The 24887-nt window shown below is 58.7% G+C and carries 24 protein-coding genes and 3 pseudogenes; 15 read left to right on the top strand and 12 right to left on the bottom strand.

Features of this window, described 5'->3' with window-relative positions:
- The first annotated feature begins 100 nt into the window (after positions 1-100).
- Positions 101-769, top strand: a complete 669-nt coding sequence (locus J3P93_RS02395; RefSeq protein ID WP_090287046.1) for a polysaccharide lyase family 7 protein — start codon at positions 101-103, stop codon at positions 767-769.
- Positions 770-894: 125 nt separating this feature from the next.
- Here the strand turns inward: J3P93_RS02395 and J3P93_RS02390 are convergent, their stop codons facing one another.
- Entirely contained in the window at positions 895-1158 is a 264-nt protein-coding gene (locus J3P93_RS02390; RefSeq protein ID WP_434594821.1) for a helix-turn-helix transcriptional regulator, read from the bottom strand.
- Between the two features lie 197 nt (positions 1159-1355).
- Here J3P93_RS02390 and J3P93_RS02385 point away from each other — a divergent pair, with 197 nt between their 5' ends.
- From J3P93_RS02385 to J3P93_RS02375, 3 genes are all read left to right on the top strand, one after another.
- The gene (locus tag J3P93_RS02385; protein WP_434594818.1) at positions 1356-1718 is read left to right on the top strand and encodes a DUF6124 family protein; all 363 of its coding nucleotides are present in this window, start codon (positions 1356-1358) and stop codon (positions 1716-1718) included.
- 99 nt (positions 1719-1817) lie between these two features.
- Complete coding sequence (locus tag J3P93_RS02380) at positions 1818-2069, top strand: helix-turn-helix domain-containing protein (RefSeq protein ID WP_394597973.1); 252 nt, start codon at positions 1818-1820, stop codon at positions 2067-2069.
- A complete protein-coding gene (locus J3P93_RS02375; RefSeq protein ID WP_434594815.1) occupies positions 2066-3265 on the top strand; it encodes a type II toxin-antitoxin system HipA family toxin in 1200 nt (399 codons plus the stop codon). Before J3P93_RS02380 ends, J3P93_RS02375 begins: the two co-directional genes overlap by 4 nt.
- A 63-nt stretch (positions 3266-3328) precedes the next feature.
- Here the strand turns inward: J3P93_RS02375 and J3P93_RS02370 are convergent.
- Positions 3329-3629, bottom strand: a pseudogene (locus tag J3P93_RS02370) (class II fructose-bisphosphate aldolase); the annotation flags it as partial.
- Between the two features lie 220 nt (positions 3630-3849).
- Here J3P93_RS02370 and J3P93_RS02365 point away from each other — a divergent pair.
- The gene (locus J3P93_RS02365; protein WP_434594813.1) at positions 3850-4200 is read left to right on the top strand and encodes a hypothetical protein; all 351 of its coding nucleotides are present in this window, start codon (positions 3850-3852) and stop codon (positions 4198-4200) included.
- Between the two features lie 62 nt (positions 4201-4262).
- Here J3P93_RS02365 and J3P93_RS02360 read toward each other — a convergent pair.
- Positions 4263-4992: pseudogene (locus tag J3P93_RS02360) on the bottom strand (class II fructose-bisphosphate aldolase); the annotation flags it as partial.
- A gap of 227 nt (positions 4993-5219) precedes the next feature.
- Between J3P93_RS02360 and J3P93_RS02355 the strand changes: the two are divergent.
- From J3P93_RS02355 to J3P93_RS02345, 3 genes and pseudogenes are all read left to right on the top strand, one after another.
- Positions 5220-5984 (top strand): hypothetical protein, encoded by a 765-nt coding sequence (locus tag J3P93_RS02355; RefSeq protein ID WP_434594810.1) that lies wholly within the window; start codon positions 5220-5222, stop codon positions 5982-5984.
- 147 nt (positions 5985-6131) lie between these two features.
- A pseudogene (locus J3P93_RS02350) lies at positions 6132-6283 on the top strand (polysaccharide lyase family 7 protein); the annotation flags it as partial.
- A gap of 390 nt (positions 6284-6673) precedes the next feature.
- Positions 6674-7036 (top strand): DUF6124 family protein, encoded by a 363-nt coding sequence (locus J3P93_RS02345; RefSeq protein WP_434594808.1) that lies wholly within the window; start codon positions 6674-6676, stop codon positions 7034-7036.
- Positions 7037-7095: 59 nt separating this feature from the next.
- Here the strand turns inward: J3P93_RS02345 and fba are convergent, their stop codons facing one another.
- From fba to tkt, 6 genes are all read right to left on the bottom strand, one after another.
- Positions 7096-8160, bottom strand: a complete 1065-nt coding sequence (fba, locus tag J3P93_RS02340; protein WP_008081027.1) for a class II fructose-bisphosphate aldolase — start codon at positions 8158-8160, stop codon at positions 7096-7098.
- Positions 8161-8412: 252 nt separating this feature from the next.
- Positions 8413-8745, bottom strand: a complete 333-nt coding sequence (locus tag J3P93_RS02335; RefSeq protein ID WP_203419808.1) for an MliC family protein — start codon at positions 8743-8745, stop codon at positions 8413-8415.
- 56 nt (positions 8746-8801) lie between these two features.
- Positions 8802-9023: a hypothetical protein gene (locus J3P93_RS02330; protein ID WP_434594804.1), complete on the bottom strand. Its 222-nt coding sequence runs from the start codon at positions 9021-9023 to the stop codon at positions 8802-8804.
- Positions 9024-9057: 34 nt separating this feature from the next.
- Entirely contained in the window at positions 9058-10221 is a 1164-nt protein-coding gene (locus J3P93_RS02325) for a phosphoglycerate kinase (protein WP_434594802.1), read from the bottom strand.
- Positions 10222-10233: 12 nt separating this feature from the next.
- Complete coding sequence (gene epd, locus J3P93_RS02320) at positions 10234-11286, bottom strand: erythrose-4-phosphate dehydrogenase (protein WP_093097532.1); 1053 nt, start codon at positions 11284-11286, stop codon at positions 10234-10236.
- Between the two features lie 178 nt (positions 11287-11464).
- Positions 11465-13462 (bottom strand): transketolase, encoded by a 1998-nt coding sequence (gene tkt, locus J3P93_RS02315; RefSeq protein ID WP_434594798.1) that lies wholly within the window; start codon positions 13460-13462, stop codon positions 11465-11467.
- Between the two features lie 259 nt (positions 13463-13721).
- On the opposite strand from tkt, the gene J3P93_RS02310 reads away from it, so the two are divergent.
- The 4 genes from J3P93_RS02310 to J3P93_RS02295 all read left to right on the top strand — a co-directional run bounded on the left by J3P93_RS02310 (position 13722) and on the right by J3P93_RS02295 (position 18380).
- Positions 13722-14717, top strand: a complete 996-nt coding sequence (locus J3P93_RS02310; RefSeq protein ID WP_203419812.1) for an ArsR/SmtB family transcription factor — start codon at positions 13722-13724, stop codon at positions 14715-14717.
- Positions 14718-14735: 18 nt separating this feature from the next.
- A complete protein-coding gene (gene metK, locus J3P93_RS02305) occupies positions 14736-15926 on the top strand; it encodes a methionine adenosyltransferase (protein WP_024014624.1) in 1191 nt (396 codons plus the stop codon).
- Between the two features lie 284 nt (positions 15927-16210).
- On the top strand, positions 16211-17887 hold the full coding sequence (gene ligB / locus J3P93_RS02300; protein WP_434594793.1) for an NAD-dependent DNA ligase LigB: 1677 nt from the start codon (positions 16211-16213) through the stop codon (positions 17885-17887).
- A 97-nt stretch (positions 17888-17984) separates the two neighbouring features.
- Positions 17985-18380, top strand: coding sequence for a DUF1090 domain-containing protein (locus J3P93_RS02295; RefSeq protein WP_434594790.1), 396 nt, complete (start codon positions 17985-17987; stop codon positions 18378-18380).
- A gap of 54 nt (positions 18381-18434) precedes the next feature.
- Here the strand turns inward: J3P93_RS02295 and J3P93_RS02290 are convergent, their stop codons facing one another.
- Complete coding sequence (locus tag J3P93_RS02290; RefSeq protein WP_434594787.1) at positions 18435-18884, bottom strand: c-type cytochrome; 450 nt, start codon at positions 18882-18884, stop codon at positions 18435-18437.
- 128 nt (positions 18885-19012) lie between these two features.
- Between J3P93_RS02290 and mltA the strand changes: the two genes are divergently transcribed.
- A complete protein-coding gene (gene mltA, locus J3P93_RS02285; RefSeq protein WP_434594784.1) occupies positions 19013-20191 on the top strand; it encodes a murein transglycosylase A in 1179 nt (392 codons plus the stop codon).
- 141 nt (positions 20192-20332) lie between these two features.
- Here the strand turns inward: mltA and J3P93_RS02280 are convergent, their stop codons facing one another.
- A complete protein-coding gene (locus J3P93_RS02280) occupies positions 20333-20716 on the bottom strand; it encodes an MAPEG family protein (RefSeq protein ID WP_203419818.1) in 384 nt (127 codons plus the stop codon).
- Between the two features lie 429 nt (positions 20717-21145).
- Between J3P93_RS02280 and J3P93_RS02275 the strand changes: the two genes are divergently transcribed.
- Positions 21146-22315: an MFS transporter gene (locus tag J3P93_RS02275; protein ID WP_434594781.1), complete on the top strand. Its 1170-nt coding sequence runs from the start codon at positions 21146-21148 to the stop codon at positions 22313-22315.
- 311 nt (positions 22316-22626) lie between these two features.
- On the top strand, positions 22627-23892 hold the full coding sequence (locus J3P93_RS02270; protein WP_434594778.1) for a cation:proton antiporter: 1266 nt from the start codon (positions 22627-22629) through the stop codon (positions 23890-23892).
- Here the strand turns inward: J3P93_RS02270 and J3P93_RS02265 are convergent, their stop codons facing one another.
- A complete protein-coding gene (locus J3P93_RS02265; RefSeq protein WP_434594775.1) occupies positions 23893-24780 on the bottom strand; it encodes a formate/nitrite transporter family protein in 888 nt (295 codons plus the stop codon).
- Between the last annotated feature and the right edge of the window lie 107 nt (positions 24781-24887).

Here is a 24887-nt window from a genome sequence, read left to right as displayed (position 1 = left end):
ATTAACAAAAATCGCCGCTACGCTTATAAAGACGCCCGAAAACGCGCGGGCTAGAGCTTCTGGCACCGACGTTCCGGATGAATTGAGTGGAAGAACCGTCATGATCGATCTCGCAACCTGGAACCTCAGCGTTCCCGTTGGCAGCCCGCCGTACACCGTCGAAACCTCGAAACTGGTGGATGGCTTCAAGGATCAGTACTTCCATTCCGACACCGGCACCTTGTTCTTCTGGTCGCCGGTGACCGGCTCGAAAACCGAAAACGCCATCTACCCGCGCACCGAACTGCGTGAAACCTTCAGCAACGGCACCCTGCGCAACTGGTACTACCCGGACGCCGACAACCTGCTGCGCGCAACCCTCACCGTGAACAAGGTGCCGAGCTCCGGCAAAATCGTCATTGGCCAGATCCACGCTTATGAAAGCCAGCGGCCAATGGTCAAACTCGAATACCAGTACAAGACCAAAACCGAAACCGGCAACCTGGTAATCAAAGTGCGCATGCGCCCCGACGACGCCGAAAGCCGCGTTATCACACTGGCCACCGGGATCAAGCTCGACCGCGAATTCAACTACCTCATCCACCTCAGCCCCGGCGGCGCCCTGGGCGTGAGCGCGGCGGGTTATCAGTGGGACTCACAGATCAGCGCGACGTGGCGGGACAAGCCGTTGTACTTCAAGGCTGGGGTTTATGTGCAGGACAACACGGGGTATACGAGTGAGGGTGGGCAGGTGACGTTTTCGAAGCTGGATATTGATCATGATAAATGAGCTGAGAGCCCTGAGGTTTTGCAAAGTTTAAAAGGCTACGCAGTCAGACGGGGCTGCACCTGCATTTACAGGCAAACAACAGCTAACCTTTGCACGGTTCGCCTGCCCGGCCTTGGGGCTTGACCTTATTCATCACGCTCTACCAGATCGGCTAACGATTTGAGATCGATGCGGTTATCGACGATTTCCAACGCCATGCCCAACGCAGTAATCACTCGAAACACGGTATAGAACGCGACGTTTTCACCGGCCTCAAGATCAATGATGGTTTTGCGGCTGCACTTGGCCCTCTGCGCCAAAATGGCTTGGCTGTATCCCTTGGCTTTGCGCACTTGACGCACCCGCTCGGCGAAGATGGCTGGGTTGCTCAAAATCAAAATGTCACCCATATAGTAGCCCGGGGTTACGCGAAGCGTACGTGCATCCCTTCAGTCAGGTATTTCTACGCCTGCGCTTGATGGTAGCTGTACGCAGGGCGCCTTCGGGTGCGCCGGTCGCGTCTCCCCGGTCTACTAACCTGCGTTCAGCTGCCACCCTCATCGTTTAGTAGCGATCCGGTGTCGGCTCCTTTTACCGGAGACGAAACATGCTCAGATCAACGCCGCACCCGCCAGAAACAGATCCCGTATCCCCGTATGAATCCCTCGACCCAAAAAAACTCAACGACGCCGCCGAACGCGCCCTCGACCACTACCTCAGCCCCGCCGCACACATCATGACGTGCGCCCACGAACCCGAGGCAATGTACCTCGCCAACCCGAAGTACAACACCGAATCCCTACTCGCCAACGCCAGCGAAACCCTGGGTTCGGCCAGCGAAATGCTGCATAACTTCGCCGCGACGCTCGACAACTCACACCGCAAGACTGCGCTGGGCATCGCGCAGGTCGTGATGCTGGGTGAGTTGGCTGTAAATCAGGCGCTGGATCATGTTGAGCTTAAAGAGTAAAAACCGCACAAAACCCCGCCTCACGGCGGGCTTCTTTCGCAAATGGCTTTAATGTTCCGTATACGCTACATTGAGACCAAAATGTGACGGTAGCGCAACATGGACTATTCTTTTTTGATAAGCCGCCTCGGCGTGCAATTGCGCGAGAAACGTCTGAATCGAGGCCTGACACAGGCGCAGCTTGCCGAGCTGGCGGGACTGACGCGATATAAGGTTATCGCAGTGGAGAAAGGTACCCTTTCTGTCGGCATGATCGCTTATGCGCGGGTTTTGGCTGCTCTCGATTGCGAACTTGCGGTGGTTCCAGCAACGATGCCAACCCTTGAAGAGCTTGGAGATTTATTCGAGTGAAAATGACCTCTCTTCAAATCAGTACCCCACAAGGCAAAAGTGGCAGGCTTTTCAGCGACGCCAAGGATTTCACTTTTCGTTATCACGGAGATGCATCGCCACCAATGGCAATCAGCCTCTCGATGCCTGTGCGGCTTGGCGAGTTTCGCCAGCGCGAGCTGCACCCTGTTTTTCAAATGAACCTGCCAGAAGGCTACGTACTGGAGCAGTTGCGCAACCGCTTGGCAAAGACTGTGAAGGTTGACCCAATGCTGCTACTGGCGCTTTCCGGAAGTACATCGCCCATTGGCAGGGTTCACGTACGCTCTGAAGCCGTTGATGCATTGTTGCAGGCGAAAGAATTTCCGGGAGAAAAACTCGACGAGATTCTGACTTGGGACGGCACGGAAGATATCTTCGCCAACATGCTTGATCGCTACATCCTGCGGGCAGGCATTTCAGGTGTTCAACCCAAGTTGCTGGTGCCGGAGCGGCAAGAAATAGCGTTGCCGAGAGTGACATCCAAAACCTCGGATCTGATCATCAAGAGTGGAAGAGACGAATTCCCGGGTCTGGCGATCAACGAATTCCTTTGCATGTCCATGGCGAAAGAGGCGGGGATTCCCGTTCCACCGTTTTATCTTTCCGACAACGCCAAGCTGTTTGTCATGCGTCGGTTTGACCGCGACGACCAACTCAAGCCCATTGGGTTTGAAGACATGGCGGTGCTGATGGGGCTGTCGGCTAATCAGAAGTACAGCAAGAGTTATGCGGCAATCGCTAAGGCTGTCCGGGTTTTTTGCCCGGTAACACACTTGCGTACGTCGCTTGATCAACTCTTCGATAGCGTCGCCCTAAGCTGCATCGTCGGAAACGGCGACGCTCATTTGAAAAATTTCGGATTGCTCTATTCAGAACCCACGCAACGCGATGCGCATCTGGCGCCGGCTTACGACATCGTCAACACCACGGCCTATATTCCAGAAGATGTACTGGCATTGGATCTGGCGGGCAACAAGTCAATGTTTGCCTCACGACAAGGGCTCCTGGAATTTGCTCACACCTGTGAAATCGACCAACCCAAGGAGCGCATTCAGCATCTCCTTGCCTCGGTTGAAGTCGTGCTCAAGCGCTATCCCCAGTATCGCGAACAGGCGCCCCATGTGTTCAACGCCATCGAGCACGCGGCAGCGCCATTTGCTCTGACTTTTAGGTAGTTCCATTAAGCGCAAGAGAATCCCGCCCACAAAAAACCCGCCTCTCGGCGGGTTTCTTTTAAATCAGCTCAACACTCGGGCTCCGTTAACCTTGGCGTTCAACTCACCCTTCAGATAACGCTGATACATCGCTTCCAGCGAGATCGGTTTGATCTTCGAAGCATTACCGGCAGTACCGAACGCTTCATAACGAGCGATACACACGTCACGCATCGCAGTCACGGTGGCGCCGAAGAATTTACGTGGGTCGAACTCGCTCGGGTTGGTGGCCATCAGGCGACGCATCGCGCAGGTCGGTGTCGATGTTGACCTTGCGCACGCCGTGCTTGATGCCTTCGACGATTTCTTCAACCGATACGCCGTATGGAAATAAAGGGGAAAGAACCGCTTAATTACAACTTCTTATACCGAATATATGAACCACCTGAACAAAACATCGCGAATAACTATAAAAAACTGTCAATTTTATCAGGTTACAAGATACAGACTTCAACCTAACCTCATCAGCGTGATACCGGAAAACAAACTTCGGACTCAAATGTAGCCCGAGCCTTAAATATCGCGAGCAAAAGGTTAATAAAATAATGCTTACTTTTCAAGGAACCGTCTCTGATACAGGCGAAAGCAATCCCGCCACACTTACATTTGATGATCTAAGCCCACAGGGTGGCAAGTTAAATAATGGAAAAATGAAATATTACGGACTTAACTTCACCGTCACCGGGAGCTATACCGCTAAGACTTCCAGAACTTTTAATCTCCAGGCGAAAGCAAAAGCTTCAGATGGAGATGAATATGGCCATGGAGACAGTTCACTCACCATCAACCTAAAATCGTCCGATGGCAACGACAATCAGTTGGGCGGTACTGTTAAAGTTCTCGCAGGCGGGCCAAACGTGGGTAAAACTTACAATATGAACTTCACAAAAGGGTAACCCAGAGCACAAAAAACCCGCCTTTCGGCGGGTTTCTTGTATCAGCAAATTAACGCTCAGGTTTAGTTAACCTTGGCGTTCAACTCACCCTTCAGATACCGCTGGTACATCGCTTCCAGCGAGATCGGTTTGATCTTCGAAGCATTACCGGCAGTACCAAACGCTTCATAACGAGCGATACAAACATCACGCATAGCAGTCACAGTCGCGCCGAAGAATTTACGTGGGTCGAATTCGCTAGGGTTGGTGGCCATCAGGCGGCGCATCGCACCGGTGGAAGCCAGGCGCAGGTCGGTGTCGATGTTGACCTTGCGCACGCCGTGCTTGATGCCTTCGACGATTTCTTCAACCGGTACGCCGTAGGTTTCTTTGATGTCGCCGCCGTACTGGTTGATGATCGCCAACCATTCTTGGGGCACCGAGGACGAGCCGTGCATCACCAGGTGGGTATTCGGGATGCGTTTGTGGATTTCCTTGATGCGGTCGATCGCCAGCACGTCGCCGGTGGGTGGCTTGGTGAACTTGTAGGCGCCGTGGCTGGTGCCGATGGCGATGGCCAGGGCGTCGACCTGAGTGCGCTTGACGAAGTCAGCGGCTTCTTCCGGGTCGGTCAGCATCTGGCTGTGATCGAGAACGCCTTCGGCGCCGATACCGTCTTCTTCACCGGCCATGCCGGTTTCCAGCGAACCCAGGCAGCCCAGCTCGCCTTCTACCGAAACGCCGCAGGCGTGGGCCATGGCCACGGTTTGTTGGGGTCTTGCCGTCTTCGCCCAGCGTGCCGTCCATCATCACTTAATAAATCCATCCCCTTTTTTATCTCATGACTCATAACCATATAGAACTATCACTCGCTATAAAAAATATCGCAAAAGATTATTAAAACCTGTCAGAAATCACAGGTGCATCAATCGTACATTGGCTGCACACTACCCAAAAGCACCAGATAAAATATACTCCAGAAAACAAATCTTCTAACAACACAACACCAACAAAACACCAACAAAACAGGGAACACTAACATGCCAAAATATGCACAGCTTCAGCCGATAAACCCCAACCAGGAAACCATAATTTTAACTTTTGAAAGCGAGCCATTAGATGACGTTGCGGGACCTTATGGAAACGCACCTGAACTGTCTCCAAATCCTATACTTACAAAGCTTGTACCTGACTATGTAGAATGTGGCTGGAGCAGAATTTTCGACGTGTATTGCAGTCCAGCAGCTACAGAGTATTGGGAGAAATATTTAAAGGGCAAAGGGCTCCCTCCCCCACCTCGAGAGGAACAACTTGCCAGGGAGGAAATCAGACCAAAGAAACAGGGCATAATTGCGGTCGCTCAGGTTATGGACTTAGGCAACTTTAATGTAAAAACCTTCAGCTGCGACGTTAACAATACGTTAGTAATGGATCTTAAAAATAGTATAGCAATCTCAATGGGCATTAACTTCGCAGATATAGAAACAATGGCATCCACAGATTACTGGGACTGCGATCAGATAGTACATCGCTACAAAAATATAATGACAAGTACGCCAGTGCGTTACGAGACCATCAACATATTGTCTAGCGTGCTCGATGGGAAACGTCATGGCCAAAACCCGCCAGTTGGAGTCGCTCCGAAAAACCGACAAGTCTTGACTGACTATATAAGACTCGCAGACATGTTAGGCCCCGTAGTAAGTTTCCATTACAACCCTATACCCAGAAACCCATGGACGCCAGATTTCGTAGATATAATAATTGATATAGTTGTCTCCGTTTATGGAGGCCGAGTGAAATAAACACTGAACAACTGTACAATTCGAGTTATTCGTTCCTCGAAAATATTGTCGGCGCCATGCTTTTAAAACACCGCTTTATAACGATTTTTATTGCTTGGGAGAAGATTCTAAACCGCTCCATTCAGCTCAACGTCTAAATACCACTGGAGCGGAGCATATCAGTGGAATTCACAGATCAGCGCGACATGGCGTGACAAGCCGTTGTACTTCAAGGCTGTGGGTTTAATGCAGGAACCGGTTACATCAGTGAAGGTGAGCAGGAGACTTTCTCCAAACTCGACATCGATCATGACAAATAACCCGGGTTCTTTTGTAGGAAATGCCGAAGGCTGCGATCTTTTAAACGGCGCTGTTTAGACCGACTGCCGATTACTTCCGGATACCTACAACAGCTTGCGTCATTGCCTACCACTACGCCAGAATCCGCCGGCTTGTGCGCTTGGCGGGCCATCGGCAACTTGATTCGCGTCACTGATTTCCAGTGATCGGGTTTAGTAGCCCGTGGAGTTTTTTAGTTATGTGCAAAGCGTATCCGTCGGTAATTGCTGTCCGACTTCATGGTGGCTGTGTGCAGGGCGCTTCGGCGCGCCGGTTAATGCTGAATACTCCCCGGTCTACTAACCTGCGCACAGCTGCCACCCTTCTTTTAGAGAGAAGACGAAGCGGCTCCATCAGGAGTTTTTCAGCTAATGATCAAATCAACGCCCCACCCGCCGGTCACCGACCCGGCCTCCCCGTACGAATCCCTCGACTCGAAAAAACTCAACGACGCCGCCGAGCGCGCCCTCGACCATTACCCCAAACCGTCCGCCTTCATCATGGCCAGCACGCATAAACCCGAGCCTATGTACCTCGCCAACCCGAAGTACAACACCGAATCCCTGCTGGCCAACGCCAGCGGAACCCAGGGTTCAGCCAGCGAAATGCTCAACAACTTCGCCGCCATGCTCGACACCTCACACCTCAAGACCGCGCTAGGCATCGCGCAGGTGGTCATGCTTGGTGAACTAGCGGTGAATCAGGCACTGGATCACGTTGAACTGAAGGAATAACGGCCCACAAAAAACCCGCCTCTCGGCGGGTTTCTTTTAAATCAGCTTAACACTCAGGCTCAGTTAACCTTAGCGTTCAACTCACCCTTCAGATAACGCTGATACATCGCTTCCAGCGAAATAGGTTTGATCTTCGAAGCATTACCCGCGGTACCGAACGCTTCATAACGCGCGATACACACGTCACGCATTGCAGTCACAGTGGCGCCGAAGAATTTGCGTGGGTCGAATTCGCTAGGGTTGGTGGCCATCAGGCGGCGCATCGCACCGGTGGAAGCCAGGCGCAGGTCGGTGTCGATGTTGACCTTGCGCACGCCGTGCTTGATGCCTTCGACGATTTCTTCAACCGGTACGCCGTAGGTTTCTTTGATGTCGCCGCCGTACTGGTTGATGATCGCCAACCATTCTTGGGGCACCGAGGACGAGCCGTGCATCACCAGGTGGGTATTCGGGATGCGTTTGTGGATTTCCTTGATGCGGTCGATCGCCAGCACGTCGCCGGTGGGTGGCTTGGTGAACTTGTAGGCGCCGTGGCTGGTGCCGATGGCGATGGCCAGGGCGTCGACCTGAGTGCGCTTGACGAAGTCAGCGGCTTCTTCCGGGTCGGTCAGCATCTGGCTGTGATCGAGAACGCCTTCGGCGCCGATACCGTCTTCTTCACCGGCCATGCCGGTTTCCAGCGAACCCAGGCAGCCCAGCTCGCCTTCTACCGAAACGCCGCAGGCGTGGGCCATGGCGACGGTTTGTTGGGTGACGCGGACGTTGTAGTCGTAGTCGGTCGGGGTCTTGCCGTCTTCGCCCAGCGAGCCGTCCATCATCACCGAGCTGAAGCCCAGTTGAATCGAGCGCTGGCAGACGTCAGGGCTGGTGCCGTGGTCCTGGTGCATGCACACCGGGATGTGCGGGAATTCTTCGATCGCCGCCAGGATCAGGTGACGCAGGAAAGGCGCGCCGGCGTATTTGCGGGCGCCGGCCGAAGCCTGAACGATCACCGGGGAGTCAGTCTTGTCAGCGGCTTCCATGATGGCGCGCATCTGCTCAAGGTTGTTGACGTTGAAGGCTGGAACGCCGTAGCCGAACTCGGCTGCGTGGTCCAGCATCTGGCGCATGCTGATAAGTGCCATTGTGTGTGTCTCTCCCGGTTGAGGGTCGTTGATCGTGCCAGCCTGCCGGAGCGGCGGCGGCTATTCAAGTGATTGCAGATCGGGGGTTGAGGCCCGGTCGGGTGATTCGATAAAGCCAATTCTTCAGAACTGCGCAGACCCCTTGTAGGCCTTCGCCTGCTCGCGATAGCGGCCTGACAGTCGCTGCAGTGTTGACTGCAGAATTGCTATCGCGAGCAGGCGAAGGCCTACATTGGGCCTGCGGTGTTGCAATTATTCGGCCTTGCAGCCCCGGCCAATCAGGTCATTGGTGGCGACCCAGTACACCAGGCCTTCTTCACCCTTGACGTGAAACGCCAGCATGCCGTCGCTGTACAGCGCGCCCGAGGCGCCCGGCTCTTCTTTCAGGCGATAGACCTGATCGCCGCCGCCCAGTCGCACATCGACTTCCTTCTGGCCGGCATCGGCGTAACGCCACAGCACTTTGGCCTGGCTGTCGCAGGTCCAGGTGGTCCAGTTGTCCGCCGGGGCGGATGACTGAAACAGGTTCAACTGCGCGCAACCGCCCAACAATGCCAACGCCGCAATGGCGATCAAGCCTTTCATCCGTGTTCCTCGACTGACGGCGCACGCCGCCAGCCCTGAGTTAAGAGTCAGACCCGTCAAGGACAACCATGTTCCTTGGCCGGGGTTTGCGTCTCGTATTTCTCCAGACCGTCCGGCCCGGAACGCTTGTTCAGCACCGGGTTGGTTTCGGCCTGCCAGTCGGCCTGGTAACAGCCCTTCTGCGGCTCCCTCGGTGCCGGCGTGGCTTCGGCCTTGGGATTGCTTCCGCAGGCTGCCAGCGTAGCGGTCAGCAACAACAGCGCTAACGACTTGACCATGTGAACACTCCTTTGCCTGGCCAAACGGGCGGCCTCAGGCCTTGGCCCGGCTTTTAAGGACTTCAACGGCTGGCAGCACTTTGCCTTCGACGAATTCGAGGAACGCGCCACCACCGGTAGAAATGTAGGAGATCTGTTCAGCCACGCCATATTTATCGATCGCCGCCAACGTGTCGCCACCGCCAGCAATCGAGAACGCCGAGCTTTCGGCGATGGCGTGAGCCAGCACTTTGGTGCCGTTGCCGAACTGGTCGAATTCGAACACGCCGACCGGGCCGTTCCACAGAATGGTTTTCGACGACTTCAGCAGTTCGGCGAAGTTGGCCGCGGTTTGCGGGCCGATGTCCAGAATCATGTCGTCAGCCGCGACGTCAGCGATCAGCTTGACCGTGGCTTCGGCAGTTTCGGCGAATTCCTTGGCAACCACCACATCAACCGGCAGCGGCACGCTGACCTTGGCGGCGATGGCGCGCGCGGTGTCGAGCAGATCCGGTTCGTACAGCGATTTGCCTACCGGGTGACCGGCCGCCGCGAGGAAGGTGTTGGCGATGCCGCCGCCGACGATCAGTTGATCGCAGATCTGGCTCAGGCTGTTGAGCACGTCAAGTTTGGTCGAAACCTTGGAGCCGGCAACGATGGCCGCCATTGGCTTGGCCGGCGCGCCGAGGGCTTTGCCCAGTGCGTCCAGTTCAGCGGCGAGCAGTGGGCCAGCGGCTGCAACTTTGGCGAACTTGGCCACGCCGTGAGTCGAACCCTCGGCGCGGTGAGCAGTACCGAAAGCGTCCATCACGAACACGTCGCACAGGGCCGCGTATTGCTGGGCCAGTTCGTCGGCGTTCTTTTTCTCGCCCTTGTTGAAGCGCACGTTTTCGAACAGCACGATTTCGCCGGCCTTGACGTCAACACCGCCCAGGTAATCAGCCACCAGCGGCACTTCGCGGCCCAGGGCCTTGCTCAGGTAGTCGGCGACAGGCTTGAGGCTGTTTTCGGCAGAGAACTCGCCTTCGGTCGGACGGCCCAGGTGCGAGCAGACCATTACGGCCGCGCCTTTTTCCAGGGCCAGCTTGATGGTCGGCAGCGAAGCCAGGATTCGCGCGTCGCTGGTGACCACACCGTCCTTGACTGGGACGTTGAGGTCTTCGCGGATCAATACGCGCTTGCCTTGCAGATCGAGGTCGGACATCTTCAACACGGTCATGGGTCGCACTTCCTACGGTTTTTTTGAAGTTGCTGTTTGCAGATAGTGATCCGCAACGTCCAGCATTCGGTTGGCAAACCCCCACTCGTTGTCGAACCAGGCCAGGATGTTTACCAGCCTTGGGCCGGAAACACGGGTCTGACTGGCATCGACAATGGCCGAATGTGGGTCATGGTTGAAATCACAACTGGCGTGCGGCAACTCGGTATAGGCCAGAAGCCCCTTGAGCGGGCCGCTGGTGGCGGCGTCGCGCAGGATCCGGTTGATCTCGTTGGCGTCGGTCGCCGTGGCGGTCTGCATCGTGATATCGAGGCAGGACACGTTGACCGTCGGCACGCGTACGGCTTTGGCCTGAATTCGCCCGGCAAGTTCCGGCAGCAGGCGCTCGATGCCCCGCGCCAGACCAGTGGACACCGGGATCACCGACTGGAACGCCGAACGGGTGCGGCGCAGGTCTTCGTGGTGATAGGCGTCGATTACTGGCTGATCGTTCATCGCCGAGTGAATGGTGGTGATCGACACGTAATCCAGGCCGATCGCCTTGTCGAGCAGACGCAACAGCGGCACGCCGCAGTTGGTGGTGCAGGAGGCGTTGGACACCAGCCGTTCGTCACCGGTCAGGCAATCCTGATTGACCCCGTAAACGATGGTGGCGTCGACATCCGCCTCGCTGGCCATCGGCTGCGAGAACAACACGCGTGGCGCGCCAGCATCGAGAAAGCGCTGGCCGTCTTCACGGGTGTTATAGGCACCGGAGCACTCGAGCACCAGATCGACGCCCAGCGACGCCCAATCGATGCCTTCGGGAGTGGCACTGCGCAGGACCTTCACGCAGTCGCCATTAATATGCAGACAATCGCCTTCCACCCGCACTTCGCCTGGGAAACGGCCGTGGGTGGAGTCAAAGCGTGTCAGGTATTCGATGCTGGCCATGTCGGCTAGATCATTGATCGCGACAATTTCAAACCCGGCTTTCTCGCCTCGCTCAAACAGCGCACGCAACACGCAACGACCAATGCGGCCGTAGCCGTTGAGTGCAACTTTGTAGGGACGCGGTTGAGGCATGGGGTTCTCGATAGTACGCAGGCAGACGCAATGTTTGTTGCAACACAACCCTTGTGGGAGCTGGCTTGCCAGCGATGGCGTCCGTTCAGACAACTTTTATGCTGAAGCTGATGACTCTATCGCTGGCAAGCCAGCTCCCACAGGGATTGCGGTGACCTTGAGGCCACCGCGCTGTGCTTTAGTCTTCCAGCAGCTCTTCCGCCTGACCCAGGATGTTTTCCAGGGTGAAGCCGAACTCTTCGAACAGTGCCGAAGCCGGAGCCGATTCGCCGTAGGTGGTCATGCCGATCACGCGACCTTCCAGACCGACATACTTGAACCAGAAATCGGCATGGGCCGCTTCGATGGCGATACGCGCGCCCACCTGCAACGGCAGCACCGATTGCTTGTAGCTGGCGTCCTGTGCATCGAACACGCTGGTGCACGGCATGGAAACCACGCGAACCTTGCGGCCCTGCCCGGTCAGTTTGTCGAAGGCCTGAACGGCCAGACCGACTTCCGAACCGGTGGCGATCAGGATCAGCTCAGGCTCGCCGGCGCAGTCCTTCAGCACATAACCGCCGCGGCTGATATCGGCAATCTGGCCGGCATCGCGTTCCTGGTGTTGCAGGTTCTGACGCGAGAAGATCAGCGCCGATGGGCCGTCCTTGCGCTCCAGTGCGTTTTTCCAGGCCACTGCCGATTCCACGGCATCGGCTGGACGCCAGGTGTCGAGGTTCGGCGTGGTACGCAGGCTGGTCAGTTGCTCGATCGGCTGGTGCGTCGGGCCGTCTTCACCCAGACCGATGGAGTCGTGGGTGTAGACGTGAATCACACGCTTCTTCATCAGCGCCGACATGCGCACCGCGTTGCGGGCGTATTCCATGAACATCAGGAAGGTAGCGCCGTACGGCACCAGGCCGCCGTGCAGGGTCACGCCGTTCATGATCGCGGTCATGCCGAATTCGCGCACGCCGTAGTACATGTAGTTGCCGCTGGCATCTTCAGCGTTGACGCCCTTGCAGCCTTTCCACAGAGTCAGGTTGGAACCGGCCAGGTCAGCCGAACCGCCGAGCAGTTCCGGCAGCAGCGGGCCGAACGCGTTCAAGGTGTTCTGGCTGGCTTTACGGCTGGCGATGGTTTCGCCCTTGGCCGCGACTTCGGCGATGTAGGCCGAGGCTTTTTCCGAGAAGTCGGCTGGCAGCTCGCCGCTCAGACGACGAATCAATTCGTTGGCTTCAGTCGGGAACGCTGCGGAGTAAGCCGCAAAACGCTGGTCCCACTCGGCTTCGGCGGCGCGGCCTTTTTCCTTGGCATCCCACTCGGCATAAATGTCGTCCGGGATTTCGAAAGGACCGTAGTTCCAGTTCAGCGCCTGACGGGTCAGGGCGATTTCCGCGTCACCCAGCGGGGCGCCGTGGCAGTCTTCCTTGCCTTGCTTGTTCGGCGAACCGAAACCGATGGTGGTCTTGCAGCAGATCAGCGTCGGCAGCGGGCTCTTGCGCGCGGTGTCGATGGCGGTCTTGATCTCTTCCGGGTCATGACCGTCAACGTTGCGGATCACTTGCCAGTTGTAGGATTCGAAGCGCTTCGGCGTGTCATCGGTGAACCAGCCTTCGACTTCGCCGTCGATGGAGATGCCGTTGTCGTCGTAGAAGGCGATCAGCTTGCCCAGACCCAGAGTGCCGGCCAGGGACGCGACTTCGTGGGAGATGCCTTCCATCATGCAGCCATCACCGAGGAACACGTAGGTGTGGTGGTCGACGATGTCGTGGCCAGGACGGTTGAACTGCGCGCCCAGAACCTTTTCTGCCAGCGCGAAGCCTACGGCGTTGGCCAGGCCCTGACCCAGCGGGCCGGTGGTGGTTTCAACACCCGGGGTGTATCCGAATTCCGGGTGGCCCGGGGTGCGGCTGTGCAGTTGACGGAACTGCTTGAGGTCGTCGATCGACAGGTCGTAACCGGTCAGGTGCAGCAGCGAGTAGATCAACATCGAGCCGTGACCGTTGGACAGCACGAAGCGGTCACGGTCGGCGAACGACGGGTTGCTCGGGTTGTGCTTGAGGTAGTCGCGCCACAGCACTTCGGCGATATCTGCCATACCCATGGGGGCACCGGGATGGCCGCTGTTGGCTTTTTGCACGGCATCCATGCTGAGGGCACGAATGGCGTTGGCACGCTCACGACGGCTAGGCATCGCTGATCTCCTGGGTGTGAATAGATTGAAACGGAAAAAAGGAGGGCATTTTCCCTCACCCATGCGCCTCGGGGCAATGACAGATAGTGATCCGGAGGCGTTTTTCCAATCGATAGCGCCGGTTTCTTCTGGTGAAACCTTTCCGCTGTTGGTTTGTAGAGACCACCGTCCGATGAGAAGTGCCATTTATCGAGCAATATCAAAACTTTTTGATATTGACCTTGCGATGCCCCCTCACCGTCTCTAGACTGCCAGCCCTATGAACCTACGCGTGCCTTCCATTCGCCATGACGATTGCGACGAGCTGGCGGCCCTGTGCAAGGCCGGCGGCGATCCGTTGCGGCTGAATGTCTTGCGCGCGCTGGCCAACGATTCGTTCGGCGTGCTGGAGCTGGCGCAGATTTTCGGCATCGGCCAGTCGGGCATGAGCCACCACCTTAAAGTGCTGGCGCAGGCCGATCTGGTGGCGACCCGCCGTGAAGGCAACGCGATTTTCTATCGTCGCGCCCTGCCCCATACCGAATTGCTCGGCGGCAAGCTGCACGCGGCATTGCTGGAAGAAGTCGACGATCTGGCGCTGCCGGACGACGTGCAAACGCGGATCGAACAGGTCCACGGGCAACGCGCCGCCGCCAGTCAGGATTTTTTCGCCCGGGTTGCGGAGAAGTTTCGCGCCCAGCAGGATTTGATCGCCGGCCTGCCGCAGTACCGCGACAGCGTGCTGGCCCTGCTCGACAAGCTGAACTTCAATGGTGCTGCCACGGCCATCGAAGTCGGCCCCGGCGACGGTGCTTTTCTGCCGGAACTGGCGCGCCGTTTTGCCAGCGTTACCGCGCTGGACAACAGCCCGGCGATGCTCGAACTGGCACGTCAGGTGTGTGAACGTGAACAGCTGGCTAACGTCAGCCTGCAATTGGCCGATGCATTGAACGGCAGTAGCGTTCAGGCCGATTGCGTGGTGTTGAACATGGTGTTGCACCATTTCGCCGCCCCGGCCGATGCGCTCAGGCACATGGCCGACCTGCTGCAACCGGGCGGTAGCCTGCTCGTGACAGAGTTATGTAGCCACAACCAGAGTTGGGCCAGGGAGGCCTGCGGTGATCTCTGGTTGGGGTTTGAACAGGACGATCTGGCCCGTTGGGCCACCGCTGCGGGACTCGTTCCCGGGGAAAGCCTCTATGTAGGCTTACGTAATGGTTTCCAGATCCAGGTCCGCCATTTTCAGCGACCGGCTGGCGACACTCACCATCGGTAAATTCAGGAAAAAATCGAGATGAGCGAATACTCCCTCTTCACCTCCGAGTCCGTGTCCGAAGGGCATCCGGACAAAATCGCCGACCAGATTTCCGATGCGGTGCTGGACGCCATTATTGCCCAGGACAAACACGCTCGCGTGGCCGTGGAAACCCTGGTCAAGACCGGCGTGGCCATCGTTGCCGGTGAAGTGACCACCAGTGCCTGGGTCGACCTGGAGCAGATCGTTCGTGACGTGATCTGCGACATCGGCTACACCAGCTCTGAAGTCGGCTTCGACGGCGCGACCTGCGGCGTGATGAACATCATCGGCAAGCAGTCCCCGGACATCAACCAGGGCGTTGACCGTGCCAAGCCTGAAGATCAGGGCGCCGGCGACCAGGGCCTGATGTTCGGCTACGCCAGCAACGAAACCGACGTTTTGATGCCAGCCCCGATCACTTTCTCGCACCAGCTGGTGCAGCGTCAGGCCGAAGCGCGTAAATCGGGCCTGCTGCCTTGGTTGCGTCCGGACGCCAAGTCGCAAGTGACCTGCCGTTACGAAGGCGGCAAGGTGGTGGGTATCGATGCCGTGGTTCTGTCGACCCAGCACAACCCTGAAGTGTCGTACAAAGACCTGCGCGAAGGCGTGATGGAGCTGATCGTCAAGCACGTACTGCCTGCCGAACTGCTGAGCAAGGACACCCAGTTCCACATCAACCCGACTGGCCAGTTCATCATTGGCGGCCCGGTGGGTGACTGCGGTCTGACCGGTCGCAAGATCATCGTCGACAGCTACGGCGGCATGGCCCGTCACGGCGGCGGCGCGTTCTCCGGCAAGGATCCATCGAAGGTAGACCGTTCGGCGGCCTACGCCGGCCGTTATGTGGCCAAGAACATCGTCGCGGCCGGCCTGGCCGAGCGTTGCGAGATCCAGGTGTCCTACGCGATCGGTGTGGCTCAGCCGACCTCGATCTCGCTGAACACTTTCGGCACCGGCAAGATCAGCGATGACAAGATCATCAAACTGGTCCGCGAAGTGTTCGACCTGCGTCCATACGCGATCACCACCATGCTCGACCTGCTGCACCCGATGTACCAGGAAACCGCAGCCTACGGCCACTTCGGTCGCGCGCCGCAAACCAAGACCGTGGGCGAAGACAGCTTCACCACGTTCACCTGGGAAAAAACCGACCGCGCCGACGCCCTGCGTTCCGCTGCCGGCCTGTAAGCCCTTTCCCGGCTACAAAAAAAGCCCCGCATGGTTCGCGCCGCGCGGGGCTTTTTCATGCCGTGAAATATGTTCACTTGCTCTGCTTGCAAGCCTGAGTTCACCGCGCCGGTTCAGGTTGGCGTACTCCGAAAGAACCACTCGGTCAGTCCCCTCTCCCTCCGGGAGAGGGCTAGGGTGAGGGGCTTTTGGGTCCATGCAGAAATAAGCAGCAAAACACCCACGCACCAGTGCCAATATCCCCGCCTACGCTTCAAGCATCACCTCCGAGCAAGGAAGCTCACATGCCCTCCACCCTGCCCCTGCTGTCGGTTCTCCTGCTGACACTCATCACCTTCCACGCCCACGCCAACTGCCCAGACTGGCCACCCGCCAAAGCCCAACGCGAAATCACCGCCCTGCAAACCCAGATCGACCAATGGGACGACGCCTACCACCGCGAAGGCCGCTCGCTGATCGCCGATGAACTTTACGACCAGTCGCGCCTGCGCCTGAAAGCGTGGCGACAATGCTTCCAACTGCCCTCGCCGCCCGCGCCATTGCGCAGCGCCAGCGGGCCCATCCAGCATCCCGTCGCTCACACTGGTCTGGACAAGCTTCATCAGGCCGAAGACGCCGAACGCTGGCTGCGGTCGCGCAAGGCTGTCTGGATTCAACCAAAAATCGATGGCGTGGCGGTCACCCTGATCTATCGCCAAGGCCTGTTACAACAAGCCATCAGCCGTGGCGACGGCCTCTCGGGGCAGGACTGGACAGCCTCGGCACGGCAGATCCCGGCGATCCCGCAACGCCTGAGCCAACCGCAAGATCTGCTGGTGCAAGGCGAACTCTATTGGCGCCTGACAGATCACGTACAAGCCCGCGCCGGCAGCGTCAATGCCCGCGCCACCGTGGCCGGATTGATGGGACGCAAATCGCTGGATGCGCAACAAGCCGCCGGGATCGGTCTGTTCGTGTGGGACTGGCCGCAGAGTCCGCTGGATTTACCCGAGCGAATAACCCTGCTGGCGACACTGGGTTTCGCCACGACCGAACCTTACAGCCACGCCATCACCGACTTCGCCGAGGCGCAAAAATGGCGCGAGCACTGGTATCGCTCACCGCTGCCGTTTGCCACCGATGGCGTGGTTCTGCGCCAGAGTCAGCGTCCACCCGCCGAGCGCTGGCAAGCCCGCACGCCGTACTGGGCGATCGCCTGGAAATATCCGTTCGCACAGGCCTTGGCCGACGTACGCAAGGTCAATTTCAAGGTCGGTCGCACCGGGCGCATCACGCCGGTGCTGGAGCTGACCCCGACGATGCTCGACGACCGCGAGATCAAACGGGTCAGCGTCAGCTCATTGAAGCGCTGGCAACAAATGGATATCCGCCCCGGTGACCAAGTGGCGATCAGCCTCGCCGGGCTGACCATACCGCGACTCGACAGCGTGGTATTGCGTGCTTCTGAGCGTGCGGAGTTATCCGTTCCGAACGCGCAGGACTTCCATGCCCTGAGTTGCTGGCAACCCACCGCCGGCTGTGAAAGCCAGTTTCTCGCGCGCCTGGCCTGGCTCAGTGGCAAGCAAGGGCTGGCAATGGCGCATGTCGGTCGCGGCACCTGGGAGAAACTTTTCGAAACAGGCCACCTGAACAACCTGCTGGATTGGTTGACCCTCGACGAGCCAGAGCTTGCTAACATTGCCGGCTTCGGCGAACGCAGCAGCGCTCGCTTGACTAACAGTTTTCACAGCGCTCGCCAACGACCATTCGCGCAGTGGCTCAAAGCCTTGGGCCTGCCGCCGACCGGTCAGGCACAACTGGCTGATACCTGGCAGGCGCTGGCACAACGCGACACCGAACAATGGCAGGCAGAACCCGGCATCGGCCCCGGCCGTGCCGCGCAACTGAGCGCCTTCTTTCGCGACCCGCAAGTGTTAGCCTTGCGCGAAACCTTGCAGGCCGCCGGGATCGACGGCTTCTGAACACGCCTTGCCCGCCCGGCGGGAACCCAATGGCCGGCCCGGCGCTCCAACAGCGCAGTGCCCTCCAACCCGATATGTTTATGCACATGGAGCTTTTATGAAATTTCTCGCACCGCTCGCGCTGTTCACCCTGTGCGGCGTACTGGCCGCCCCGGCGATGGCGGAAGAAGAAGGCCCGGGCCTGACCGGTTGCGCTGCGAAGAAGCAGGGCATCATCAACCAGATCGAACAGGCCAAGTCACGCGGCAACATGGAGCAGCAGGCCGGTCTGGAAACAGCCCTGCGTGAAGTGACCGAGCACTGCACCGACGCCGGACTGAAAAAAGAACGCGAGAACAAGGTGCTTGAGGCCAAGCATGAAGTCAGCCAGCGCCAGACCGACCTCGACAAGGCCATGAAGAAAGGCGATCCGGAGAGAATCAACAAGCGAAAGGAAAAACTGGCCGAGTCGCGTAAAGAGCTGCAGGAAGCGCTGGACGAGATCGACAAGTAAGCAGATCTAATGTGGGAGCGAGCCTGCTCGCGAAGGCAGCTCAGACGACACCGTTTAATGATCTCGAAACTGCTTATGACAGGCACTGCAGGCATCTTCAACTTTCTGCACGGCCGGCCCGAGGTTGCTGGCCTTGTACGGCTGAACCTTGCTGGCGATGACCAATTCACCGGTAGCCGCCTCAAGGTCTCGGGCCATTTGCTGAAACTGTGCCTGCTTCTGCCAGACATCATCCTTGGCGCTGGTGTGATCTTCTTCGCGAACCTGCGGGAAATGCTGCCACGGCTCGTGGGACAAGGTATCGAGCCTGACCGCACCTTCAGTAAATTTCGCCCCGTCGAACGGGATGCGTTCACGCAACATGCCGCCGAGGTCTTCGCTGGTCTTGAGCATTTGTTTGAAGATGGCCTTGCGCTGGCCCAGCGGGGAATTCGGATCGACACCGCCACAGGCGGACAGGGCCATACAGGCCAGCAATACAACAGCAATTCGTTTGAGAGTCATGGCGGCTTCAAGTCGCAGAAATCGGCGGCCAGTATCCTCGCGTCACTGCCAAACACCAATAGCCCTATTAAAAATACGGGTTGCTTGAGCGCATGGAGCACTTGGGCGACCGGCACAGGAATCACTCCATGAATCGCCGTTTCCAGGCTTGGCGTCACCCACTGCTGGCCACCCTTCCACTGCTGGCCGCACTCGCCGGCTGCACCGGCGGTGACAGCGACAAGCCGAAAACCCATGCGCTGGCCACGTATTCAAGCGCCACCTGGGAAGCCCTGCCCGCCGTATCCGACAGCGATCTGGTCGCCGGTTTCGGCTCATGGCGCAGCGCCTGCACCCGATTGAAAGCCAATGCTGTCTGGGGCCCGACCTGCGCAGCTGCGGCCAATGTGCCGCAGAGTGCCAGCGAGATCCGCGCATTTCTCAAGCAGAACCTCGACGTTTATGGCCTGCGTGCGGAAAACGACAATCCCAACGGCCTGATCACCGGCTATTACGAACCCGTCTACCCCGGCAGTCTGACGCCCACCGAGACGGCCAACGTGCCGGTGTATGGCGTGCCGGAAGACATGATCATCGTGTCCCTCGACAGCATTTATCCGGAACTCAAAGGCAAGCGCCTGCGCGGCCGACTCGAAGGGCGGGTGCTCAAGCCTTACGACGACGCGGCGACCATCGAATCCAAAGGCGTGAAAGCGCCGGTGGTGGCTTACCTGACCGACCCGATGAACCTGCAATTCCTGCAGATCCAGGGTTCGGGAAGGATTCAGACCGAGGACGGCAAACAGCTGCGCATCGCCTACGCCGATCAAAACGGCCATCCCTACCGGCCTATAGGGCGCTGGCTGGTCGAGCAGGGCGAGCTGAAGAAAGAAGAGGTGACCATGAGCGCCATCAGCAACTGGGCGAAAGCCAATCCGTCACGGATTCCCGAACTGCTGGCCAGCAACCCGAGTTACGTGTTCTTCACTCGCAACCCGGACAGTAACGAAGGCCCGCGCGGCTCGCTGAACGTGCCGCTGACCGCCGGTTACAGCGCGGCAGTGGATCGCAAGGTGATTCCGCTGGGCAGTCTGTTGTGGCTGTCGACTACGCGCCCGGATGGCACGCCGCTGGTGCGCCCGGTGGCTGCGCAGGATACCGGCGGCGCGATTGCCGGCGAGGTTCGCGCGGACCTGTTCTGGGGCACCGGCGATGCCGCCGGGCAGTTGGCCGGCGACATGAAACAGCAGGGGCAGATCTGGATGCTCTGGCCGAAGGGCGCGCCGTTGCCGCAAGTGCCGCAGGTGGCGGATACACCGAAGAAGTAACCCTTCCGATTCGCTGAGGCAGTCAGACCGCTATCGCGAGCAGGCTCACTCCTACATTTGGAATGCGTTCCCCTGTAGGAGTGAGCCTGCTCGTGTAGGAGTGAGCCTGCTCGCGATGAGGCCATCAGCAACACCCGACAATCAGATCGACACAAAGAAGAACGAAGCAATCAAGCCCATCCCCACAAACCACACCACCGAGCGCAACGCCGCCCAGTCCGCCAGGTAGCAAATGATGTACAGCAGGCGACTGGTGATGAACAGCACCGCCAGCACATTGACCGTGACCAATTGTGCCGTACCGACCAGGTGCGCAACGAGCACCGCCGCGGCAAATGCCGGGGTCACTTCAAAACTGTTCAGTTGCGCGGCATGCGCACGTCGGGCCACACCGTCGACGCTGTCGAGAAAATCCCGCGGATCATAATTGTCCTTCAGCCGGAAACCGCCAGACGCCTTCGCCACGATCGTGCACACGTACGGCAGGAAAATCGCGATCAACACACACCACAGAGCTACCGTCATAACACCATCCTTTTTGATTTTGAAATTCGCGGGCAGGCAGAACGACATCGCCCGCCCAAGGCTAAGAGCCGCCCGCGGCCGAAAGGTTCTTTAGGTAGCGCATGCCGACAAGCCACACGGATCACACTGAGCCCGACTGCATCGTCCACAGCACCAGAGCGTAGCTGACAACCGGACATTCCACGCCGCCTGCAGCAACGCCGCCAGAGCTGTCGCCGCTCGCGCCCCGGCCTCGGATGTTGAACCTATTAGTCAGATTATTGATTCGCGATGTGTCCATGGCTGTTTATACTGTCCGCGACCACGCCGCACTCAGTTGCGCACAGAAAAATACCAATAAATGCTGCCTGCGCCGTTCTTCCCAGAGAACGGACGTCGGCGCGCGTATGCCTGATCAAAGCGTCAAGACTATTAACCGAGACTTTGCGCATGCCACTCGCCTTGCTTGCCCTCGCCGTTGCCGCATTCGGCATTGGCACCACTGAGTTCGTGATAATGGGCCTGTTGCCCGACGTCGCTCGCGACCTTGCCGTGAGCATTCCTCACGCGGGCCTGTTGATCACCGGTTACGCGCTGGGCGTGGTGTTCGGCGCACCGATCCTGGCGATCGGCACCGCCAACATGCCGCGCAAAGCGACTTTGCTGGGGATGACGCTGATGTTCATCCTCGGCAACGTGCTGTGCGCCCTCGCGCCGAATTACGCCACGCTGATGGCCGCGCGCGTGGTTACCGCCCTGTGCCACGGTGCGTTCTTCGGCATCGGCTCGGTGGTCGCCGCCGGACTGGTCGCGCCGAACAAGCGCGCCCAGGCCATCGCCATGATGTTCACTGGCCTGACGCTGGCCAACGTGCTCGGCGTTCCACTGGGCACTGCGCTCGGCCAATACGCTGGTTGGCGCTCGACGTTCTGGGCGGTGTCGGTGATCGGCGTGATCGCGGCACTGGCGCAATGGCTGTGGCTGCCAAAACACATTGCGATGGACAAGGCCAACCTCGCCAGCGAATTCAAAGTGCTCGGCAAGATCAATGTGCTGCTAGCGCTGGGCATGAGCGTGCTGGCCTCGACCAGTCTGTTCAGCGTATTCACCTACATCGCACCCATTCTGCAAGACATCACTGGCGTCAGCCCGCACGGCGTCACGGTGATGTTGCTGCTGTTTGGCGTTGGCCTGACGGGTGGCAGCATGCTCGGCGGGCGCCTCGCCGACAGCCGTTTGTTGCCGTCGCTGGTCGGCGTGGCTTTGGCGGTAGTGGTGATTCTGGCGGCGTTCAGCCAGACCAGCCGCTCAGTGGTGCCAGCAGCGATCACCCTGGTGCTGTGGGGGATTTTCGCTTTTGCGCTGTGCCCGATCCTGCAACTGCTGATCATCGATCAGGCCCATGAGGCGCCGAACCTTGGCTCGACGTTGAACCAGAGCGCTTTCAATCTGGGCAATGCGGCCGGGGCATGGATTGGTGGACTGGTGGTGGCCAGTGGCGCGGATCTGGCGGACCTGCCGTGGACCGGGGCGCTGGTCGGGGTGCTGACGGTGCTGGCGGCGTTGTGGTTTATTTATCTGCAACGTCGTCGGCCGGTTGCGGTCAATGTGTCGGACTGATTGTGGTGTGCCAGATAGAGCCCTCACCCTAACCCTCTCCCAGAGGGAGAGGGGACTGATTGGGGGGATGCTTGGGAACGTAGGCGACAGGAACGAGCCTCGCCGAATCCAAAATCGACCCGGTCGTTCAGGTCAATGTTCCACGCAAGACACGCCATTCGGCCCCCTCTCCCCCCGGGAGAGGGCTGGGGTGAGGGGCTGTTGAGCGCAACGCCGAATCCGAATGTGCCCTCAGCCAAACCCACCCCATCAAACCCCCGCGCCCAAAACTCCGGTCGCGCTCCATTCACCCTTCATCCAAAGGACCCCGGATGCTTGAACTTGTCGCCGCTTTCATCTGTTTGACCACCCTCCTCACCTTCGTCAACTTCCGTTTCATCGGCCTGCCGCCGACTATCGGCGTAATGGTCACTGCCCTATTGTTCTCGCTGATCCTGCAAGGCCTCAGCGTGCTCGGCTTCCCCGGCCTCGAAGACCGTGTGCAGCAACTGATCGGCCAGATCGACTTCGGCGATCTGTTGATGAACTGGATGCTGTCGTTCCTGCTGTTCGCCGGCGCCCTGCACGTCAACCTGAATGACTTGCGCAGCTACCGCTGGCCCATCGGCTTGCTGGCGACCTTCGGCGTGTTGATTGCGACTGCGGTAATCGGCAGCCTCGCCTATTACATTTTTGCCCTGTTCGGCTGGCACGTGAGTTTCCTCTACTGCCTGTTGTTCGGCGCGCTGATCTCGCCGACCGACCCGATTGCAGTGCTCGGCGTATTGCGGACCGCCAACGCCTCGAAACCGCTGAAAACCACCATCGTCGGTGAGTCGCTGTTCAACGATGGCACCGCGGTCGTGGTGTTCACGGTGCTGCTGGGCATCGCGCAACTGGGCGAAACCCCGACCATCAGCGCCACGGCGATGCTGTTTGCGCACGAGGCGCTGGGCGGTGTGCTGTTCGGCGGGCTGATCGGTTATCTGGTCTATCGCATGATCAAAAGCGTCGAGCAGCATCAGATCACCGTGATGCTGACCTTGGCGTTGGTGATCGGCGGTTCGGCGATGTCCAGCGAACTGCACGTGTCGGCGCCGATCGCGATGGTGGTTGCCGGGCTGATCATCGGCAACCTGGGTCGTAACCTGGCGATGAACGACATGACCCGCCGCTACCTCGACGGTTTCTGGGAGTTGCTCGATGACATGCTCAACGCCTTGCTGTTCGCGCTGATCGGCATGGAGTTGTTGCTGCTGCCGTTCAACTGGCTGCACATGGCCGCAGCAGGTTTGCTCGCGGTGGCGATTCTACTGTCGCGTCTGCTCACCGTGGCCCCGGCGATCCTGTTGCTGCGGCGCTGGCGCTCAGTGCCGGCCGGCACCATCCGCATCCTGACGTGGGGCGGTTTGCGCGGCGGCGTCTCGGTAGCCCTGGCGCTGGCCCTGCCGCTGGGCCCGGAGCGCGATCTGCTGCTGAGCATCACTTACATCGTGGTGCTGTCATCGATCCTTCTCCAGGGCCTGAGCATCGGCAAACTGGTCAAGCATGCGACGCGCAACGAGCCGGCCCCCGTGGCTGAGCCAGCGCACCACTGATCATTTTCTGGTCGACTGCGGATCGGTTTTCTTCGCCTGATCCGCAGGTTCCTTCGGCACCCCGCTCTCGCTGCGGATCTGCGCATGGCTGATCAGCGCAAAGATGAAACTGCCGCCGATGATATTCCCCGCCAGTGTCGGCCCGGCGAACACCGCCCAGAAATCACTCCACGGCAGTTCGCCGGCAAACACCAGATACGAAACCTCCGCCGAACCGACGACGATGTGAGTGAAGTCGCCCAATGCCATGAAGTAGGTGATGAGGATAATGATCCACATCTTCGCGCTCTCCATCGACGGGATCATCCAGACCATGGTGGCGATCATCCAGCCGGAGACGATGCCTTTGGCGAACATCTGACTGGCACTGTGTTCCATGACCTTGCGGCCGATTTCGAGGAAAGCCACGTCGGTCTTGCTGTCGAAAATCGGCAGTTCAAGCATCACGTAGGCCACCAGAATCGTGCCGCACAGGTTGCCGATCAGCACCACGCTCCACAGCCGGATCAGTCGGGCAAAATTCAGCAGGGTTGGCTTGGTCATCACCGGCAACACCGCGGTCAGGGTGTTTTCGGTGAACAGTTGCTGGCGCGCCAGAATCACCGCGAGAAAACCTGCGCAATAACCGAAGCTGGCGATCACCTTGAACTCGTCACCGTCGGGCAGACGCGAGTTGAGCAGGCCCATGCCCATCAGCGACAACCCCATCGTCAACCCGGCCGCCAACGCCGACCACCAGAGCGCGGCAATGCTGCGTTCCAGTTCCTGATCGCCTTGGGTGCGGATGATTTCATGCAGGACGGCCGCGCGAGGCGGCTGGCTTTTCTCGACTTCGTGCTGCTCTTTGGCCGAGAGGTCGGGGGTTTTGTCGCTGGTGGGCGTGGTCATGGCGTGGCAACCGTGGGGGGGGGGGCGATTTAGCTACGACCGTTGCGCTTCATGGCTGTTCAGTGGCCAGATCAATCTTCGCTGATGGCACCACCGCTATCGCCAGC

It is taken from the genome of Pseudomonas sp. R3-57 (assembly GCF_051132065.1).
GTDB lineage: Bacteria > Pseudomonadota > Gammaproteobacteria > Pseudomonadales > Pseudomonadaceae > Aquipseudomonas.
The sequence above is the reverse complement of the archived record's forward strand: the minus strand, read 5'-3'. Positions and strand labels throughout refer to the sequence as shown.

Excerpts from the sequence above, each read along its gene's own strand:
- J3P93_RS02395 (WP_090287046.1), top strand. The coding sequence starts at position 101 with ATGATCGATCTCGCAACCTGGAACCTCAGCGTTCCCGTTGGCAGCCCG.
- J3P93_RS02390 (WP_434594821.1), bottom strand. The coding sequence starts at position 1,158 with ATGGGTGACATTTTGATTTTGAGCAACCCAGCCATCTTCGCCGAGCGG.
- J3P93_RS02385 (WP_434594818.1), top strand. The coding sequence starts at position 1,356 with ATGCTCAGATCAACGCCGCACCCGCCAGAAACAGATCCCGTATCCCCG.
- J3P93_RS02380 (WP_394597973.1), top strand. The coding sequence starts at position 1,818 with ATGGACTATTCTTTTTTGATAAGCCGCCTCGGCGTGCAATTGCGCGAG.
- J3P93_RS02365 (WP_434594813.1), top strand. The coding sequence starts at position 3,850 with ATGCTTACTTTTCAAGGAACCGTCTCTGATACAGGCGAAAGCAATCCC.
- J3P93_RS02355 (WP_434594810.1), top strand. The coding sequence starts at position 5,220 with ATGCCAAAATATGCACAGCTTCAGCCGATAAACCCCAACCAGGAAACC.
- J3P93_RS02345 (WP_434594808.1), top strand. The coding sequence starts at position 6,674 with ATGATCAAATCAACGCCCCACCCGCCGGTCACCGACCCGGCCTCCCCG.
- fba (WP_008081027.1), bottom strand. The coding sequence starts at position 8,160 with ATGGCACTTATCAGCATGCGCCAGATGCTGGACCACGCAGCCGAGTTC.
- J3P93_RS02335 (WP_203419808.1), bottom strand. The coding sequence starts at position 8,745 with ATGAAAGGCTTGATCGCCATTGCGGCGTTGGCATTGTTGGGCGGTTGC.
- J3P93_RS02330 (WP_434594804.1), bottom strand. The coding sequence starts at position 9,023 with ATGGTCAAGTCGTTAGCGCTGTTGTTGCTGACCGCTACGCTGGCAGCC.
- J3P93_RS02325 (WP_434594802.1), bottom strand. The coding sequence starts at position 10,221 with ATGACCGTGTTGAAGATGTCCGACCTCGATCTGCAAGGCAAGCGCGTA.
- epd (WP_093097532.1), bottom strand. The coding sequence starts at position 11,286 with ATGCCTCAACCGCGTCCCTACAAAGTTGCACTCAACGGCTACGGCCGC.
- tkt (WP_434594798.1), bottom strand. The coding sequence starts at position 13,462 with ATGCCTAGCCGTCGTGAGCGTGCCAACGCCATTCGTGCCCTCAGCATG.
- J3P93_RS02310 (WP_203419812.1), top strand. The coding sequence starts at position 13,722 with ATGAACCTACGCGTGCCTTCCATTCGCCATGACGATTGCGACGAGCTG.
- metK (WP_024014624.1), top strand. The coding sequence starts at position 14,736 with ATGAGCGAATACTCCCTCTTCACCTCCGAGTCCGTGTCCGAAGGGCAT.
- ligB (WP_434594793.1), top strand. The coding sequence starts at position 16,211 with ATGCCCTCCACCCTGCCCCTGCTGTCGGTTCTCCTGCTGACACTCATC.
- J3P93_RS02295 (WP_434594790.1), top strand. The coding sequence starts at position 17,985 with ATGAAATTTCTCGCACCGCTCGCGCTGTTCACCCTGTGCGGCGTACTG.
- J3P93_RS02290 (WP_434594787.1), bottom strand. The coding sequence starts at position 18,884 with ATGACTCTCAAACGAATTGCTGTTGTATTGCTGGCCTGTATGGCCCTG.
- mltA (WP_434594784.1), top strand. The coding sequence starts at position 19,013 with ATGAATCGCCGTTTCCAGGCTTGGCGTCACCCACTGCTGGCCACCCTT.
- J3P93_RS02280 (WP_203419818.1), bottom strand. The coding sequence starts at position 20,716 with ATGACGGTAGCTCTGTGGTGTGTGTTGATCGCGATTTTCCTGCCGTAC.
- J3P93_RS02275 (WP_434594781.1), top strand. The coding sequence starts at position 21,146 with ATGCCACTCGCCTTGCTTGCCCTCGCCGTTGCCGCATTCGGCATTGGC.
- J3P93_RS02270 (WP_434594778.1), top strand. The coding sequence starts at position 22,627 with ATGCTTGAACTTGTCGCCGCTTTCATCTGTTTGACCACCCTCCTCACC.
- J3P93_RS02265 (WP_434594775.1), bottom strand. The coding sequence starts at position 24,780 with ATGACCACGCCCACCAGCGACAAAACCCCCGACCTCTCGGCCAAAGAG.